The following is a 15886-nucleotide window of genomic DNA, read 5'->3' as shown; positions in this document are numbered from 1 at the left end:
TCTTGCCATTGCGCCTATGCCGATCTTGCCAATTGCTCGACACGGAGCACCTCGCCGGTCCGGCCGGCGCTCTGCTGCGCTTGCGTCCGAAGCGGCAGGGTCACAGTCACGCTTTCCCCCTGCCCCAGAATGGTCTGAACAGTCAGGCTGCCGCCCATGCGCTCCAAAAGGGCCCTGGAAACGCCCAGTACGGTTGCCGCAGCCTCGGCGCTCCAGCAAAGGCTGGACTGGCGGTTCTTCACCGAAAACACATAGTCAGTGTAGCCTGTACCGAGATCGACACCAACGCTCACCACGGCGCCAGCCTCGGAAGTTTCCACCATATCCACCAGCAGGAAACACAGCGCCTGCCGCAGCAATTTTCTGTCGGCAGCAACCAGCGGACTGTCCTGGCCGGGTTCCATTTCCAGAGCAACACCGCGACGCACGGCCACCCTTGCGACCATGTCCATGCATTGAACGAGACAGGCTTCGACATCAACACCGGTAATCTCCGGTTCGCCGGGAGATCTGTCGGCCGGAACCAGATCCAGAGCCGCAGTGAGCGAGGCCAGACCCCGTTCGCCGGTTTGCCGCAGGGACTGTACCGCCAACTTGAGCACAGGATCGGAGGTATCACGCCCCAGGCGCTCGAGACGTTCGGATTGCGCCAGAATGTCCGACAGCGCCTGCGAAGCTTCAACGCCCGCCGTTTCAAGCATGTCCCGCGAAATACGGTCCGCGCGTGCGCTTCCGTCTGTGGCGGATCCCGCGGCCTTGCCTGCCGACGGCTCGATGGGTTCAAGAGGACGAAGCGTCAGCAGAAGTGCCGCACCGTTTGCAGAAGACGGGCTGTTCTGCCGGCCGGCACGCAGTTGCACTGCCAGACGCCGGTAGTCGGCCTGCCCTGCTTCTCCCGGACGATTTGCGCCAACCCTCAAACGTGCCTCGAAGGTTCTTGTGGCGCCACTCAAACGGGCTTCGGAAAGACAGGTCAGATAAAGCGGCCGGTCTGCAACGTGAAGGCGCGGAAACAGCCAGTCCTCCCCGCTTTCGACCGGCAGGTGCCCGAGCACATCCTTCACCGGGCCACCAATGACCTTGAGGCCACCGTCAGGCCCGAGTTCACAATAGATGTCGGAGACACTCTGACTGATCTGGAGGCGTCTTTCCTCCGTTGCCCTCACAACTTTTTGCGCAAGAGACCGGTCAAGCGCGATGCGTAGCGACAGCAAACCGACATAAAGCAGAGCCGCCAGCGTCGCAAACGGCGTCGCCAGCCCTGGAAATCCGGAAGCCGGAAGGACAGGCAGCGGAACAAACATCAGGGCAAGGACCAGGGCACCGCAAAGCCCCGTCACGGCGAGTGCCGTCCGCCGGCTTGCTGCGAGCGCAGCCTCCATCGGCGGCACCAGCAACCAAGCCAGTGCAAAGGACAGCGCACCGCCGGTAACCGCGCAGACGCCGGCAACAAACACCGCGAACAGGGAAGCAGAAAGACCGGCAGCCTTGGACAGCGCCCCTGACTGGGACAGATAAAGTGCCAGAGGCCATTGGCTCAGCATCCAGGCGAGCGCGAGAAGAGTGGCTGCCTGAGGCGGTCCGGCCAGCGCCAGATGCAGTGGCAGTACCACCAGAGCCGCAGCGCCGCTGACGAAACAGCTGAGCAGAAACGAACGATGCAACGGTGCAAGAAAAGGATCGGAAGCAGCTTCGGGATGAATCATTCCATCCACGCGAGCCACCCAATGCCCCCAGATATTTTGCATGTTTTTCAGAAGGTTACGCAATCTACTCTACCACACAACAATCGCGGAAACATCCGCTCGCACCTTTTGTACGGCCATTGTCTGTTGCAGCACTTAAGGAACGATAAAGGATGAATCCAAATTGCGTTTTTTTCCGAAAAACCCATTGGCCTCAATATCTTGACCGGAATTAGCTAAAATTTGAATCAATATTTCAGAAAATACGATTTAAATACCTGATTTATTTTATGAAAATTGACTTTTCCCGCTCAACCGGGGATTCTCATGTCGCTGGTAATGTGCCCTCATAACAAGCGTGCCAACGGCACAAAGGCACGCAAGACAGAACAGACTATGGGTAGCGATATGTTCTTTCTCTTGAGGACGGCCTTTTGGCTCACCTTGGTGCTCGTCCTGATTCCCCTCGGGTCAGATCAGGAAGACACTTCGACGGAAAACATCGATCCGGTGTCGGCCTTCCTGGCGGCACAGGCAACGATGTCGGACATCGGCGGCTTTTGCGGACGTAATCCGCAGGCCTGCGAAACGGGAGGCGACGCACTGACGGCAATCGGCAGCCGCGCACGCGACGGCGCTCGGATTGTCTATGAGTTTCTCGACACGCAGATTGCCGAGAAATCGGGAAGCGAACAGCTGGTAACCGGCTCGACGCCCGTACAGACTGCTGGCACGACGTCCGCCCAGCCTTCAGGCCAGGAACCTCAGGTTTTCGCCGGCACACCATCCTGGCAGCCGGTCTTTGATAACGTCTCTTCCAAAGAGGCAGTGCTTGGGCCGGTGCCACGGCCCAAACCACGCTCAGGCCAAAAGACCTGAGCACACTGGTCGTTCAAGATCCTACGACCTCCTGGATCTGAAAACGGCCGATTGCGCCCCCGCTGGAGCGCTGCTGCACGGCAGCAACGCAAAGACGGCTTCACTTCAGCGGATTGTTCCGCTGCGCCGCAGATGGAAAGCTGCCCATTTCATCTGCGGCGTATCTTTATTCTCCCCCCTCTCTCGCACCTGTCGGCATTTGCACTTTGCCGCTCACGAGTTATATGAAGGCGGACAAGACCTTCAAAGACCGGTGCCATGACCACAACCTTGAGCGAAATCCTTGAGACGTTTGATTTTCTCGACGACTGGGAAGATCGCTACAAATACCTCATCGACCTTGGCAAGGAGATGCCTGATCTTGCCGACGCCGAAAAGACCGATGCCAACAAGGTGCGCGGTTGTGTGTCGCAGGTCTGGCTGATCACCTCCATCGACAAGACGGGCGACGGCACACCTGTGCTCAGTTTCCGGGGCGACAGCGATGCGCTTATCGTGCAAGGGCTCGTGGCCATCGTCACCTCTTTATTCAGTGGCAAGACCGCGCAGGACATTCTTGACACGGACGTCGAAGGTATTTTTGCCAAACTGGGTCTGCAGGAGCACCTGACGCCGCAGCGCTCCAACGGTCTCAAATCGATGGTCGGACGCATCCGCAGCGACGCGCAAGGAGCTCTGGCAGCAGCCTGAGAACCCTTCAATTTGATCACTCTGCTCTTTCGGCAAGTGCTTCAGTTGCGCTCACACCGAGCGCCATCCGCAATCAGCTGAAGATCTCCATCACAAAACAAAAAAAGAGCTGCCCATGGGCAGCTCTTTTGTACTCGACTTAGGCCGAAGGATTTACTTGGAGCGCTTGCGCTGCTGGCCGAGGCCCATCTTCTTGGCCAGTTCCGAACGGGCAGCCGCATAGTTCGGTGCAACCATCGGGTAATCGGCACCCAGGTCCCACTTCTCGCGGTATTCTTCCGGGGTCATGTTGTAGTGCGTGCGCAGGTGGCGCTTCAGCGACTTGAACTTCTTGCCGTCTTCCAGGCAGATGATGTAGTCGGGCATGACCGACTTCTTCACCGGCACGGCAGGCTTCAGCGGCTCCGGCTCCGGCTCGGTGGAAGTGCTGGCAGTTCTCTGCAGCGCGCCGTAAACTTCGTTGATCAGGCCTGGCAGATCTGTTGACGCAACGGTGTTGTTGCTCACATAGGCTGAGACGATGTCTGCCGTAAGATCAATCAGATTCGCATCCACCGGACTGTCAGTCATATTTCACCCGTTCTCTACTGATTTCAAAATTAGCTTTGTGGTTTACCTGCAAAAAATGTCTGCCGAAAGCGGAACTAGAAATTCAGTTACTTGCGGGCCCAGAAATCAAAAACGATTCTACTTTGCAGGCAATCGTCACAGCCTTATATCGCCGCTTTCGTTGAACGACAACCCCGTAATTCAAATAAAAATCGATCAGAAGCAATAAAAATCAAATTGTACAAATATTGGCTATACCTAACGCACCTATTTCGACAATGAACCGATAGTATTGTCAGGAAATCTGTCTTTCAGGACCATTGCCGCACACCATGCCTCAGCTTTTCGGCCGGACAGTTTTTGCAAGGGCATCTTCCTTGGTATCGGCACAGGGACGGTAGCCGGCTGCGTATGCAGCTTTTGCCAACAAATGAGCCGAAATTGGGGCGGTGAGCAGGAAGAATACGACTCCGGCGATTGCCCGTGTGACAACGGCCAGATCGCCAGCATGAACTGCCAGCGCAAGCAACATCACGCCCGACCCCAGAGTACCCGCCTTGGAGGCCGCATGCATTCGCATGTAAACATCTTTCAGACGGATGATACCGATCGATGCGACCAGTGCGAAGGAAGCACCGACGACCAGCATGATACCGGTGATGATTTCAACGGCAGCATTCATTGTCCCGCCTCCCTGCGCTTAATGCTCTCTTCGACTTCGTCCATGATCGTCTTGTCGCCGGCAAGGCCGCGGTTCAGGACGAAGCGTGCGAAAGCGACGGTTGCCAGGAAGCCGACGAGGCCGAGCGTAATCGCAATGTCGATGTAAAGATAAAAGCCGGTGGAAACGCCGATGGCCGCGATAAAGCCGATCCCCACCGCGACCAGCATGTCCAGGGCGACAACACGGTCCGGAAGGCTCGGTCCCTTGACCGTCCGCACGACGATGATGATGAAGGAAATCGTCAACAGAGCCAGCGCGATCTTGACGCTGATTTCCAGGAAACCGGAAGAAAAGGTCTCAAACGGTGTCATCTGAACACCTCCAGGATCTTGCGTTCAAAACCGTTCTTGATGTCGTCGATTGTGGCTTGCGGGTCAGGCACGTCGATACAGTGCACATAAAGCGTCTTCCGGTCGTCGGAGACATCAACGGACAATGTGCCCGGCGTCAGGGTGATCAGATTGGCCAGCATCGTGATTTCAAAATCCCTGTCCACTGTCAGCGGAAACGCGATGATGCCCGGCTGCAACTTGATCTTCGGCTTGAGCACGATGATCGCAACCCGCCAGGCCGACAGCACCAGTTCATAGACGAAGAGCACAGCCAGACCGAAGCCCTTGGAGACCCGCTGGAAATAGGCGGCAGTACCGACCTGTTCCCGGATCAGGTAAAGCGCGCCGAAACTGAGCACGAAACCGAAGGCCAGATTGACTTCAGAGAAGCTGCCCGTGACAGCTCCCCAAGCCAGCATCAGAAGAATGTTGATGAGAAAGAGACTGGTCATCCCTGGCCCCCAAAGACTGAACGCAGGTAGCCGAGCGGTTCAACAATGCCGCTTGCCCCTCGCGTTGAAAGCTCCAGCATCCATTCCGGCTGCAGGCCGAAATAGACAACAAGCGCAGTCAGAATGCCGAGTGGCAACCAGACTGCGGCTCCAGAAAGTTGCGCGCCGCCCTCGCCCGTCACGGCAACTGCCTGCCCGTCAGTAGTGCCTTCAGGTCCACCACGCCAGAAGGCGAAGATCCAGACCCGGCCCATCGCCATGGTTGTCAGGAACCCGCTGACAAGAATGGCAGCACCCAGCCAGGTCCGGCCGTCTGCGAAGGCCGCATCCACAAGAATGACCTTGGGCCAGAAACCGGAGAATGGTGGCAGACCCGAAACGGCAAAACCAAGTACCAGGAACACGGCTGCGAACACCGCACTCTTTTGATAGAGCCCACCCAGCTGCCTCAGGTCGTAGGAACCGCCCATCATGTTCATGATGCCCGCTGCCATATAAAGCGCCGTCATGACGATGATCGAATGGACCGCGTAGAAAATGGCACCCGAGACTGCCAGCGTCGAACCAACCGCAACACCGGCGAGCATCGACCCGATACCGGCAATGACCACATAGCCGAGCAGCCGCCGTACTTCACTCTGCGCCAGAGCTCCGATCGCCCCTGTCAGCAGGGTGGCGATGGCAACCAGCGCGATCACATCGGCCATATAGCCGCGGGAGGCCGGCAGGATCAGAACAAAGATGCGGATCAGCGCATAAACGCCAACCTTGGTCAGAAGGCCTGCAAATACCGCCGACACCACCACGTTGGGCGTGTGGTAGGACGCAGGCAACCAGAAATTGACCGGGAACGCGGCCGCTTTCATGGCAAAGGCGAGGAAATAGAGCGCGGCAACCGTTGCCAGCGTGCCGGAAGCCGGATTTTCCAGGGCGGCAACCTTCATGGCGAGGTCCGCCATGTTGAGCGTGCCGAAAATTCCGTAAAGCAGACCTGTCGCGATCAGGAAAAGGTTCGTGCCGATCAGGTTCAGGACACCGTATTTGACCGCGCCGTCAAGCTGGATCCTGTCGTTGCCGAGGACCAGAAGCCCGTAGGACGAAATCAGCAGAACTTCGAACCAGACATAGAGGTTGAACACATCCCCGGTCAGGAACGCGCCGCAAACACCCGTCATCAGCAGAAGCAGGAATGGATAAAAACCATATCTGCGTCCTGTGCTGTCAACGGTGGCTGCGCCGAAAACACCCGCACAGAAGGCCACGATTGAGCCGATCAGTGACAGCGTGACACCAAGCGTATCCACTGTGAAGGCAATGCCGAACGGCGGCAGCCAGCTGCCCATCACCATGGTGATGACACCATGATCGAGCACCCGGATCAGCAGGGCAAGGTTAGCCAGCACCAGCAGTGCCAGGAAACCGATGCCGACTTTCGGCTGCAGATCGGTGTTCTTGCGCAGCATCAGGCACAGCGCACCGCCCAGGATTGTGATCAGCGAAGGCGCGACCACCAGCCAGTCACCCGCCGCAACGGGCGTAGTGACCATGGCCTGGGAAAGATCGACGGAAACGGAAGAACCGGCCATGTAGCTTAGTACCCTTGCGGCGGAGTTTGGTCGTGTTCGGGTTCGGCGATGCGCATTTCGTTGACTTCATCGGTGCCAAGTTCCTGGTAGGCCCGGAAGGCCAGCACCAGCAGAAACGCAAAGAACGAGAAGGAAATGACGATAGCCGTCAGCACCAGTGCCTGCGGCAACGGATTGGCCGTCGCGGTTTCCGGAGCATAGAGATGTTCCGGAATGAGCGGCGGAACCTCGCGCGTCAGGCGCCCGTTGGTAAAGATGAGCATGTTCACGGCATTGCCCAGAATGGCGATACCCAGAAGAATGCGCACAAGCTGCTTGGACAGCATCAGGTAGACGGCCACGGTGAAGAACAGGCCAATCAGGATGACAACGCCGGTTTCCATCAGTCGGCCTCCCTTTCTTCAAGCGCCAATGCAATGGAGCCGATGGCACCCACCACCACCAGGTAAACGCCAATGTCGAAGAACAACGGCGTCGACAAGGCGATCTCCACGCCGAAAACATGTACCTCCAGCCACTGGCTGGTCATGAAGGCCTGCGCCTTGAATATCGACGGGATGCCTGCCACAGCCGCCAGGAACAGTCCGAAACCGGATACCCCCATCGGGTGGAACACGATGGCGCGGCGAACGGAAGCAACACCGCAGGCGATACCAAAAATCGCCAACGCCGATGCGGCAATCAGGCCGCCGATAAACCCACCACCCGGCTCGTTATGGCCGCGCAGCAGCACGAAGATCGAAAACAGCACCATCAGCGCGGACAGATAGGGCGCAATGGTGCGGAAGATGATCGTACGCATCAGTGAGCCTCCCCAGTCTGGGCCGGTGTGGGCGGTGCGACCGTCTTCGGTTTCTCGATCGGTTTTTCGGGCTTCGTCCGCACCCGGATGAGCGCCAGAACACAAAGCCCGGCCAGAACCACCACGGCGATTTCGCCCAGCGTATCAAAGCCGCGGAAGTCGACGATGATCACGTTGACGATATTCCGGCCATGGGCAATGGAGCGGCTGAACTGGGCGAAGAAGTCGGACAAGCGGCTGTCGAAAGGCTGCTGCGTGATCGCAAGCAGCGTCAGCGTCAGGCCGAGACCGACACCGATCGCGACAATCCCGGTGACAATCGCGGCAAGACCATGCCGGTGGTCACTGGGCGACAGGTTCAGTCTTGTCATGACCAGAGCAAGGATGACGACCGACAGCGTCTCCACCATGAACTGGGTGAAGGAGAGATCCGGCGCGCCGAACATCATGAAGATCAAGGCAACCGCAAAGCCCTGGATGCCGAGAGACACGATGGCAGTCAGGCGGGTGTTGGCGACAAGTACGGCGATCAACCCGAAGAAGGCGATCAGCAGGATGCCCCATTCATAGAAGCGATAGTCCGGCATCTTCGGCATTGCCGGCAGGCTGTCGGTCAGGAAGCCCGGCAACAGCACCGCAGCGCCCGTGAAGATGAAGGTCAGCATCATGTAGGTCTGCATTTTGCCCGACTGCAGCAGGCGCGTGATCCGCCAGGACAATCCGACAATACCGGCCACGAACTGGTCGAACCCCTTGTCTGGTCCCCAACCGATCGCTGACAGGACGGAGCCGATCAGCCCGCGCAGGCGGTCGATCTGGGTAAACAGAGCAATCCCGAGACCGATGGTGACCAGCGACAACAGCAGCGGCGCGTTGATCGACGTCGGCAACAGATGCAGTTCGATTTGCGTCGTCTTGCCGAGAAGTGAAGACAGGGTCGGCCCGATGAACAGTTCACCAGTCGTATGCGCAATCAGGGCCAGCCCTAGGCCGGTCACAGACAGGAACACCGGACCGGCAAACAGCAGAACTGGTCCCTCGTGCGCATGTTTCGGCGTTTCCACTTTCGGACCAAGGAAGGGCTTGATGGCGACCGCGGCTGCAATCACCAGCATCAAGGCATTGCCGACAACAGCAGTGATGGTGATGGGCAGACCGAGTTCCAGCCAGCCCCAGGTGCCGTAGTAAAGTACTTCCTTGGCAATGAAGCCGATGAAAGGCGGCAGGCCGGCCATGGACAGCGCCGCAAGACAGGCAGCTGTAAACGTGATCGGCATGGCCGAACGCAAGCCGCCCAGCTTCGTGATGTCACGCGTACCGGCTTCGTGATCGATCGTGCCGGCGACCATGAAGAGCGCGCCCTTGAACAGGGAGTGCGCGAGAAGATAAAGGACAGCGCCTTCGAGCGCCTTTTCCTGGCTGGTCCCGGTCAACATGACAAGGAGCCCGAGCGATGCCACGGTCGTGTAGGCAAGCATCAGCTTCAGGTCGGTCTGGCGCACCGCCAGGATCGTGCCCACCAGCAGTGTTATGCCACCGAACAGCGGCAGGACCGTTGTCCAGAGTTCTGTCCCCCCCAGCAGCGGATGCATGCGCATCAAAAGATAGACGCCGGCCTTCACCATGGTTGCCGAATGCAGATAGGCGGAAACAGGTGTCGGCGCTTCCATGGCGTTGGGAAGCCAGAAATGGAACGGAAACTGCGCCGACTTGGTGAAGGCGCCGCCCAGAACCAGGAAGAAGATCGGCACGTAGAGCGTGGTATCCTTGATGATGTCCGGCGAGGCCAGCAGCACCGACATCTCGATTTCACCCGTGGCGGAGATGATCAGGATGAAACCGGCCAGCAGGGCCAGGCCGCCGCCGCCCGTGACCACGAGCGCCTGCAGCGCGGCCCGGCGGGACGCGGCGCGCAGGTGATCGAAGCCGATCAGCAGGAAGGACGTGATCGACGTCAGTTCCCAGAAGATAAACAGGGAAATCAGGTTGTTGCCGAGCACGAGGCCGAGCATCGACCCCATGAACATCAACAGGAACGAGAAGAACCGGCCCTGCTGCGGGTGGCCTTTGAGATAGCCGCCGGCATACAGAATGATGAAGGTTCCGATGCCTGAAATCAGCAAGGCGAACAGCGTCGACAATCCATCGACATAGACGGAAAAGTTCACACCATAGCTGGGCGCCCAGGCCTTTGCCGCAACGAAGCTTTCCCCTTTTGACACGGGTTCGACGAACCCTGTGAAATGCAGGAAGATCAAAGCCGGCACGATAGCAAGCAGCCAGGCTGCGTTGTGCTTGAACCAGCGGGTCAGAAAAGGCGCAACCACAGCCGCAGCAAAGGGCGCGAGGACGGCATAGAGAGTGGTGTCGTCGATCAAGGCTGGCGTCATGCTGATCTTTCGTCACGGTTTTTAAAGAAACGACGGAAACGGGCCTGCTCGAATCAGCCCCGATCCGCCGGATAATAACGGTCCCGATGGGTTATGACATGTCTTAGGCAGTTGAATTTACGTGTTCAAGCGTATGTCTGTCGATTTTCGGTAAATTCACCCGCGTCACATGAGCGCTTTTGTCAGGGGCAGGACTGACAAGTAGGGATCTCACAGATTTATTCTGTGCTGAAAACGTATCACGGCCGAAACTTGAGGTATCCGCGCCCGCAATACACCCGACAACATTCACACTCGGGTCAAACCACCTCCGTCTGCACCCAAGAAAGGCAGCTTGCCACTTGATTTCAAAGCGTGAATACCGTTCAGTTTCAATTCGGGAATGCGTTGCCACGGAATTCGAGCGAGGCACAGAAGATGGTGTTGGGTAGCAATAGGGATACGCCTTCGGGAACGGAGCTGCTCCGCCCGTCCAACATCGACTTTGAAACGCTCGTCAAACTTGGCAATGAAGCCATTGTTTTGATCGGACTGGACGGCACGCCCGCTTTCATCTCTCCTGCAACCGAGCGCATGTTCGGATGGAGTGCTGACAAACTGGTCGATCACCTGAGCGACCTGGTCTATCTGGCCAGCCCGAACACCGATGCAGATCTTCTGCACCGGATCCTTTCCGGCAGCGGCGATGCCGACGCCCCCCTTCCCCATGCAGATCTTCAGCTCCGTTCCGCCTTCGGCCCGATGGTCTGGGCGGAGGTGACCACGCATCTTCTGGAAGATGCCGCCGGCAAGCCTTACGCATTCGCGGTCTATTTCCGCAGCATTTCCAAACGCAAGGAGCTGGAAAGCCTGCTGGATGCGGCAACCCAGACGGATCCGCTCACCGGACTTCTCAACCGCCGTGCCTTCGAGGATGGCCTGAAACGGGAATGGGCGATCGCCTTGCGTGAAAAGACCCACACCAGTCTGATCAAGGTGTCTCTCGACCGTTTCGAAGCTCTGGTGGAGCGGTTCGGACCGAGCGCTGCCGAGGATTGCCTGACCAGGGTAGCCGATACCCTGAAGGAGACCGCGCGCCGTCCGGCAGATATCGCCGCACGAACGGCAACGGCGGAATTTTCTCTCCTCCTTCCAAGAACTCACGAAATGGGCGCCGAGACTATCAGCGCGTATCTGCACGTAGCCATTCAGGACCTTGGCATTCCCAACCCGGAAAATACCGCCGGCAATGGCGTCATGACGGCCTCCGTCGGTGCGGCTTGCGCGGTCGTGGAACAGACGGGGGTCTCGGAAAGCTCGGAATTTCTCCTCGCCGCTGCCGAAAACTGCGTTTTTCAGGCGAGACAGGAAGGCGGTAACCGGGTGAAGACATCCTTAAGCCACCTGGCTCGCTAGCCCCGGACCTTTCACGGCGACAATCAAGAGCACCTTCCAATCCATGAACGGATGAAACCCGGCCTGGCTCCGCAGGTGACGATTGACGAAACCGTTATCTGCTCCGGCTTGCAGCAACCTGTGCACGCCCCTATCTCTGGGAAAAACATCAAATAAGGAATGCCGAATGAGCGACGAAACCACCCGCCACGAAAAAGCATCTCCCCCCATCAGGAAGACCACCGCCGAATGGATGGAGCAGCTTACACCCGAGCAGTTCTATGTGACCCGCCAATCCGGCACCGAGCGCCCTTTCACCGGTCCCTACTGGGACAACAAGCTCATCGGCCGTTACGATTGCGTGTGCTGTGAAACGCCGCTGTTCATGTCGGATAAAAAATTCGATTCCGGCTGCGGCTGGCCCAGCTTTTTCGAGGCAGTCGACCCGAATGCGATCCGGGAACTTGAAGACCAGTCCCATGGCATGGTCCGAACCGAAATCCGTTGCAGCAGTTGCGACGCGCATTTGGGTCACGTCTTCCCGGACGGGCCACCGCCGACAGGCTTGCGCTATTGCCTCAATGGCCATGCCATGAATTTCGTTCACGGCGGCCGGCCACCCGCCAAGTCAGAATAGACCGTTCATCTGCCCGCCTCGGCTACAGCTTCGGGGCGGGCAGATCTAATGCATGCATTAAAACGCCCGATTCAAGAACAGTTTCCAGTTTTAGATTTCAGTTACACACCCCTGATAATAATAGCATCACAAACTTCAAGAACATCGGGGTGGGACTTGTCTGTACTACGGAGTTTTGCTTGCACCTGCGTGCGCGCACTGGTTTTCGGCCTCGGCTTGGGACTTGCCGGCCAACCGGTCCTGTCTTCACCAGCCGCCGCAGAAGAGCTGGTCGCATTCACCGGATATCTGCCCCCTCTCTCCATCAATGAGCAGGAGAAGGGCATTGCAGTCGAGCTCATGGAGCTCGTTGCAGAAGAGGCCGGCCTGGATATCAAGATCCGCTTCGCCCCCTGGAGGCGCGCGCAGCTGCTGGCTGAAAACACGCCCGGTTCACTTCTCTTCACTGCTGCCTATTCCAGGAACCGCAGTGAGAAATTCCAGTACATCGCCCCCCTGCTTTATACGGAAAGCGCATTCGTAACGCTCGACCAGCCGTTGGATACCTTTGAAAAGGCTATTGAGAGCGGCAAGGTCATCGGGGTGCATCTCGGCAGCCAGCGCAGCCAGATCCTCCAGCGGTTCGGAGTTCGCAACGTTGAGGAAATACCATCAGCCGAACAGATGAGCGTCATGCTCAAGACCGGCAGGATCGATGCCTGGTACACCATGTCTGTTCGGGCGAGCTACATGTTCCGCCAGCAGGGATACGACCCGGGAAGTCTCGTCATCGGCGCTCCGGTTACCCACGGCATCCAGTGGCTGGCGGCGAACAAGGATCTCGATCCGCAGATCAGAGGCCGGCTGTCGGCTGCCGTCTCCAGGGTGTGGCGCGATCCGAGATACTGGCAGATCGTCGACCGCTATACCCACTGACGGTTCATCTCCCGATCAAGGACCGGAAAAACGCCTCAAATCCTTATTCCGCTGCCACGGCCTCCTCATGGCCGGATTTGGCGGACAGGATCCTGGCGATATTGACCTCGATCCAGTCAGCGAATTCTCGCACTTTCTCTGCAGCCTCCCGGCCGATCGGGGACAGGCTGTAATCGACATGCGGTGGCACCACCGGGTGGGAATACCGGTTGACGAACCCGTCGGCCTCCAAAGTCTGCAGCGTTTGCGCCAGCATCTTTTCACTGACGCCGCCCACGGTGCGGCGAAGTTCCGAAAACCGCTGATCTTTTTCCAGAAGCGCAATCAGCACCAACACGCCCCAACGGCTCGTGAGATGCCGCAGGATTTCGCGTGATGGACAGTTCTGGTTGAGCAGTTCCCCCTGCTGCATCAATTCGGACAAGGGCGCGCCGCTGTTCAGCACGCACTTGGGGGGTATTTCTGCCGTATCACTCATCCTGTTTTCCAATTTTTTGTCCGAGATCCGATAAATCTCAAAACTAACCTTTTTGTACGTACTAACAAAAAGTAAGTGATCCGTCTACATGGGCAGCATCCGATGCATTTTCGAACGATCAACCTTCAAGGAGAAACACAATGATCGCAGTCACGGGTGCCAATGGTCAGCTGGGCCGTCTTGTCCTCAAACATCTTGCCGGCCTCACCGCCGAGCCAGTTCGCGCGCTTGTCCGCTCACCGGAAAAAGCGGGCGATCTTGCCACGGACCAGGTTTCGGTGGTGAAGGCTGATTACGATGATAGCGCCACCCTGCCGGCTGCATTGGAAGGTGTTGAGCGACTTCTGCTGATCTCCGGATCGGAGGTCGGCAAGCGCGCACCGCAGCACAAGGCCGTCATCGATGCAGCCAAGGCAGCCGGCGTCCGTTTCATCGTCTACACCAGCCTTCTCAACGTTCCGCAGTCCAGCCTCCAGCTGGGTGTGGAACATGCCGAAACGGAACGGATGCTGCGCGAAAGCGGCATTGCCCATGCCGTGCTGCGCAACGGCTGGTACATCGAGAATTTCGGCGGCACTGTAGCGGCCGCCCTTGCCCATGGTGCCGTTGCGGGCGCAAGCGGTGACGGCAAGTTTTCCGCCGCTGGACGCGAAGATTACGCAGAAGCCGCAGCCCGCACCGTTGCCGGCAACGACCTGAGCACGCGAGCACTGGAACTTGGCGGATCACCTGCGTTCAGTCTTGCCGACCTGGCAGCAGAGCTCTCCAGCCAGTCCGGCCGTGAGATACCGTTCAACAACCTGCCAGAAGCAACCTATGCCGGCATCCTGGTCCAGGCAGGTCTGCCGGAAGGCTTTGCAAATGTCCTCGCTGATTCCGACAGAGGCGCCTCTCAAGGCGAGCTCTTCACGACTTCCACGGCCCTGGAGGACCTGATCGGTCATCCGACCCGCTCGTTGAGTGATTTCATCTCCGAAAGCCTGAAAGCGAACGCCTGACGTCCGCTAAACGTCTGCTCCTGCACGAAGGCGGCCCTTTCGCCTTCGTGCAATCATTTGAATTTGTGGTCGGTTGGTTCAAGGATATTTGTTGGTTCCCCATCGGCGAACCTGTTAGGCAGATGGTTCTGCACTTTCCCGGTACCCGATCATGTCCCTTGCCAACGCATCCGATCCATACGTCCAGGACGGGCCTTACGCCTGGATCCGGTTGGCGATTTCGATTTTGCTGAGCACCCTTGGTGGTGCCGGCATGTGGGCGGTTGTCATCGTACTGCCCGCCGTCCAGACGGATTTCGAGATCGATCGTGCCGGAGCGTCCCTGCCCTACACCGCGACGATGTTCGGGTTTGCCGCGGGCAACTACCTGCTTGGCCGCGTCGTCGACCGCTACGGCATTGTCATACCCGTCATAGGCTCTGCTCTATCACTCGGTGCCGGCTTCGTTCTGGCCGCCTTTGCGCCGGATGTCTGGAGCTTCTCTCTGGCGCAGGGTCTGTTGATCGGTCTGGGCACCGCGGCCACATTCGGCCCGCTGATCGCCGACATCTCACACTGGTTCCTGAAACGGCGCGGTTTTGCGGTCGCCTGCGCCGCCTGCGGAAACTATCTTGCCGGTGTGCTCTGGCCATCGCTGATCCAGTGGAGCCTTGCGACCTCCGACTGGCGCCAGACCTATATCCTCATCGGCGTCATCTGCCTTGTCGCCATGGTGCCGCTGGCCCTTTTGCTGCGCCGGCCGCCTCCGGACACGTCCTTGAACACCGGTGCGGCCACGGCCCGTTTCGGTCGCCAGGACACCGGTCTGCCGCCTGCCGTCCTGCAGGCTCTTCTCGTGGTAGCTGGTCTTGCATGCTGCGTCGCCATGTCGATGCCACAGGTTCACATCGTCGCCTATTGCGTCGATCTGGGTTATGGCGTTGCCCCCGGAGCGGACATGATCGCACTGATGACCGGTGCCGGTGTCATCAGCCGGCTGGCATCCGGATATATTGCCGACAAGATCGGCGGTGTCATGACCCTGCTGATCGGTTCCGTGCTGCAATGCGCCGCGCTGTTCCTGTTCATTCCCTTCAACGGCCTGGCTTCGCTCTACCTCGTGTCCCTCATCTTCGGTCTGTCGCAGGGCGGCATCGTGCCAAGCTATGCCGTGATCGTGCGAGAATACCTGCCGGCCCGCGAAGCTGGACAGCGTGTCGGACTGGTGATCATGGCGACAATTCTCGGCATGGCCCTCGGGGGCTGGCTGTCCGGCTGGATCTATGACCTCACAGGCTCCTATCAGGCCGCGTTCCTGAACGGTATCGCCTGGAACTTCCTCAACATGGCGGTGATGATCTTCATCTTCATGCGCGGCAAGATGAGGCCGACGGGCGCAGCCGCTTGAGGCTGTGG

Annotated in this window: 17 protein-coding genes; 7 read left to right on the top strand and 10 right to left on the bottom strand. The window is 58.4% G+C overall.

Features of this window, described 5'->3' with window-relative positions; translation table 11 throughout:
* Positions 1-14: 14 nt before the first annotated feature.
* The gene (locus tag B0E33_RS23740) at positions 15-1715 is read right to left on the bottom strand and encodes a sensor histidine kinase (RefSeq protein ID WP_156912474.1); all 1701 of its coding nucleotides are present in this window, start codon (positions 1713-1715) and stop codon (positions 15-17) included.
* Between the two features lie 297 nt (positions 1716-2012).
* Between B0E33_RS23740 and B0E33_RS23735 the strand changes: the two genes are divergently transcribed.
* Both B0E33_RS23735 and B0E33_RS23730 read left to right on the top strand, forming a co-directional pair.
* Positions 2013-2564: a DUF5330 domain-containing protein gene (locus B0E33_RS23735; protein ID WP_077292617.1), complete on the top strand. Its 552-nt coding sequence runs from the start codon at positions 2013-2015 to the stop codon at positions 2562-2564.
* A gap of 258 nt (positions 2565-2822) precedes the next feature.
* Entirely contained in the window at positions 2823-3254 is a 432-nt protein-coding gene (locus B0E33_RS23730) for a SufE family protein (protein WP_023001012.1), read from the top strand.
* A 153-nt stretch (positions 3255-3407) separates the two neighbouring features.
* On the opposite strand, the gene B0E33_RS23725 is transcribed toward B0E33_RS23730, so the two are convergent.
* The 8 genes from B0E33_RS23725 to B0E33_RS23690 all read right to left on the bottom strand — a co-directional run bounded on the left by B0E33_RS23725 (position 3408) and on the right by B0E33_RS23690 (position 10089).
* Complete coding sequence (locus B0E33_RS23725; RefSeq protein ID WP_006939826.1) at positions 3408-3824, bottom strand: Ros/MucR family transcriptional regulator; 417 nt, start codon at positions 3822-3824, stop codon at positions 3408-3410.
* 316 nt (positions 3825-4140) lie between these two features.
* Complete coding sequence (gene mnhG, locus B0E33_RS23720; protein ID WP_023001011.1) at positions 4141-4485, bottom strand: monovalent cation/H(+) antiporter subunit G; 345 nt, start codon at positions 4483-4485, stop codon at positions 4141-4143.
* The gene (locus B0E33_RS23715; protein WP_023001010.1) at positions 4482-4838 is read right to left on the bottom strand and encodes a cation:proton antiporter; all 357 of its coding nucleotides are present in this window, start codon (positions 4836-4838) and stop codon (positions 4482-4484) included. The genes mnhG and B0E33_RS23715 overlap by 4 nt, the downstream gene beginning before the upstream one ends.
* Positions 4835-5311, bottom strand: a complete 477-nt coding sequence (locus B0E33_RS23710; protein WP_023001009.1) for a Na+/H+ antiporter subunit E — start codon at positions 5309-5311, stop codon at positions 4835-4837. Before B0E33_RS23710 ends, B0E33_RS23715 begins: the two co-directional genes overlap by 4 nt.
* Complete coding sequence (locus tag B0E33_RS23705) at positions 5308-6897, bottom strand: Na+/H+ antiporter subunit D (RefSeq protein WP_023001008.1); 1590 nt, start codon at positions 6895-6897, stop codon at positions 5308-5310. The genes B0E33_RS23710 and B0E33_RS23705 overlap by 4 nt, the downstream gene beginning before the upstream one ends.
* Positions 6898-6902: 5 nt before the next feature.
* Positions 6903-7280 carry a Na+/H+ antiporter subunit C gene (locus B0E33_RS23700; protein WP_023001007.1) on the bottom strand — a complete coding sequence of 126 codons (378 nt, stop codon included), beginning with the start codon at positions 7278-7280 and terminating at the stop codon, positions 6903-6905.
* On the bottom strand, positions 7280-7699 hold the full coding sequence (locus B0E33_RS23695) for a Na(+)/H(+) antiporter subunit B (protein WP_023001006.1): 420 nt from the start codon (positions 7697-7699) through the stop codon (positions 7280-7282). Before B0E33_RS23695 ends, B0E33_RS23700 begins: the two co-directional genes overlap by 1 nt.
* Positions 7699-10089: a putative monovalent cation/H+ antiporter subunit A gene (locus B0E33_RS23690; RefSeq protein ID WP_077292616.1), complete on the bottom strand. Its 2391-nt coding sequence runs from the start codon at positions 10087-10089 to the stop codon at positions 7699-7701. Before B0E33_RS23690 ends, B0E33_RS23695 begins: the two co-directional genes overlap by 1 nt.
* 417 nt (positions 10090-10506) lie before the next feature.
* Between B0E33_RS23690 and B0E33_RS23685 the strand changes: the two genes are divergently transcribed.
* The 3 genes from B0E33_RS23685 (at position 10507) to B0E33_RS23675 (ending at position 13015) form a co-directional block, all read left to right on the top strand.
* Positions 10507-11484: a GGDEF domain-containing protein gene (locus tag B0E33_RS23685; protein WP_077292615.1), complete on the top strand. Its 978-nt coding sequence runs from the start codon at positions 10507-10509 to the stop codon at positions 11482-11484.
* A gap of 166 nt (positions 11485-11650) precedes the next feature.
* Complete coding sequence (msrB, locus tag B0E33_RS23680; RefSeq protein ID WP_077292614.1) at positions 11651-12100, top strand: peptide-methionine (R)-S-oxide reductase MsrB; 450 nt, start codon at positions 11651-11653, stop codon at positions 12098-12100.
* A 156-nt stretch (positions 12101-12256) separates the two neighbouring features.
* Positions 12257-13015: a substrate-binding periplasmic protein gene (locus tag B0E33_RS23675; RefSeq protein ID WP_208984195.1), complete on the top strand. Its 759-nt coding sequence runs from the start codon at positions 12257-12259 to the stop codon at positions 13013-13015.
* A gap of 43 nt (positions 13016-13058) precedes the next feature.
* Here the strand turns inward: B0E33_RS23675 and B0E33_RS23670 are convergent, their stop codons facing one another.
* Positions 13059-13493: a winged helix-turn-helix transcriptional regulator gene (locus B0E33_RS23670; protein ID WP_077292613.1), complete on the bottom strand. Its 435-nt coding sequence runs from the start codon at positions 13491-13493 to the stop codon at positions 13059-13061.
* A 140-nt stretch (positions 13494-13633) separates the two neighbouring features.
* Between B0E33_RS23670 and B0E33_RS23665 the strand changes: the two genes are divergently transcribed.
* Entirely contained in the window at positions 13634-14491 is an 858-nt protein-coding gene (locus B0E33_RS23665; protein WP_077292612.1) for an SDR family oxidoreductase, read from the top strand.
* A 151-nt stretch (positions 14492-14642) separates the two neighbouring features.
* Positions 14643-15878 (top strand): MFS transporter, encoded by a 1236-nt coding sequence (locus B0E33_RS23660; RefSeq protein ID WP_077292611.1) that lies wholly within the window; start codon positions 14643-14645, stop codon positions 15876-15878.
* Positions 15879-15886 lie beyond the last annotated feature (8 nt).

The organism is Roseibium algicola (assembly GCF_001999245.1).
In the GTDB taxonomy this organism is placed as follows: Bacteria; Pseudomonadota; Alphaproteobacteria; order Rhizobiales; family Stappiaceae; genus Roseibium; species Roseibium algicola.
This window is presented reverse-complemented; position numbering and strand designations above follow the sequence as displayed.

Excerpts from the sequence above, each read along its gene's own strand:
- B0E33_RS23735 (WP_077292617.1), top strand. The coding sequence starts at position 2,013 with ATGTCGCTGGTAATGTGCCCTCATAACAAGCGTGCCAACGGCACAAAG.
- B0E33_RS23730 (WP_023001012.1), top strand. The coding sequence starts at position 2,823 with ATGACCACAACCTTGAGCGAAATCCTTGAGACGTTTGATTTTCTCGAC.
- B0E33_RS23725 (WP_006939826.1), bottom strand. The coding sequence starts at position 3,824 with ATGACTGACAGTCCGGTGGATGCGAATCTGATTGATCTTACGGCAGAC.
- mnhG (WP_023001011.1), bottom strand. The coding sequence starts at position 4,485 with ATGAATGCTGCCGTTGAAATCATCACCGGTATCATGCTGGTCGTCGGT.
- B0E33_RS23715 (WP_023001010.1), bottom strand. The coding sequence starts at position 4,838 with ATGACACCGTTTGAGACCTTTTCTTCCGGTTTCCTGGAAATCAGCGTC.
- B0E33_RS23710 (WP_023001009.1), bottom strand. The coding sequence starts at position 5,311 with ATGACCAGTCTCTTTCTCATCAACATTCTTCTGATGCTGGCTTGGGGA.
- B0E33_RS23705 (WP_023001008.1), bottom strand. The coding sequence starts at position 6,897 with ATGGCCGGTTCTTCCGTTTCCGTCGATCTTTCCCAGGCCATGGTCACT.
- B0E33_RS23700 (WP_023001007.1), bottom strand. The coding sequence starts at position 7,280 with ATGGAAACCGGCGTTGTCATCCTGATTGGCCTGTTCTTCACCGTGGCC.
- B0E33_RS23695 (WP_023001006.1), bottom strand. The coding sequence starts at position 7,699 with ATGCGTACGATCATCTTCCGCACCATTGCGCCCTATCTGTCCGCGCTG.
- B0E33_RS23690 (WP_077292616.1), bottom strand. The coding sequence starts at position 10,089 with ATGACGCCAGCCTTGATCGACGACACCACTCTCTATGCCGTCCTCGCG.
- B0E33_RS23685 (WP_077292615.1), top strand. The coding sequence starts at position 10,507 with ATGGTGTTGGGTAGCAATAGGGATACGCCTTCGGGAACGGAGCTGCTC.
- msrB (WP_077292614.1), top strand. The coding sequence starts at position 11,651 with ATGAGCGACGAAACCACCCGCCACGAAAAAGCATCTCCCCCCATCAGG.
- B0E33_RS23670 (WP_077292613.1), bottom strand. The coding sequence starts at position 13,493 with ATGAGTGATACGGCAGAAATACCCCCCAAGTGCGTGCTGAACAGCGGC.
- B0E33_RS23665 (WP_077292612.1), top strand. The coding sequence starts at position 13,634 with ATGATCGCAGTCACGGGTGCCAATGGTCAGCTGGGCCGTCTTGTCCTC.
- B0E33_RS23660 (WP_077292611.1), top strand. The coding sequence starts at position 14,643 with ATGTCCCTTGCCAACGCATCCGATCCATACGTCCAGGACGGGCCTTAC.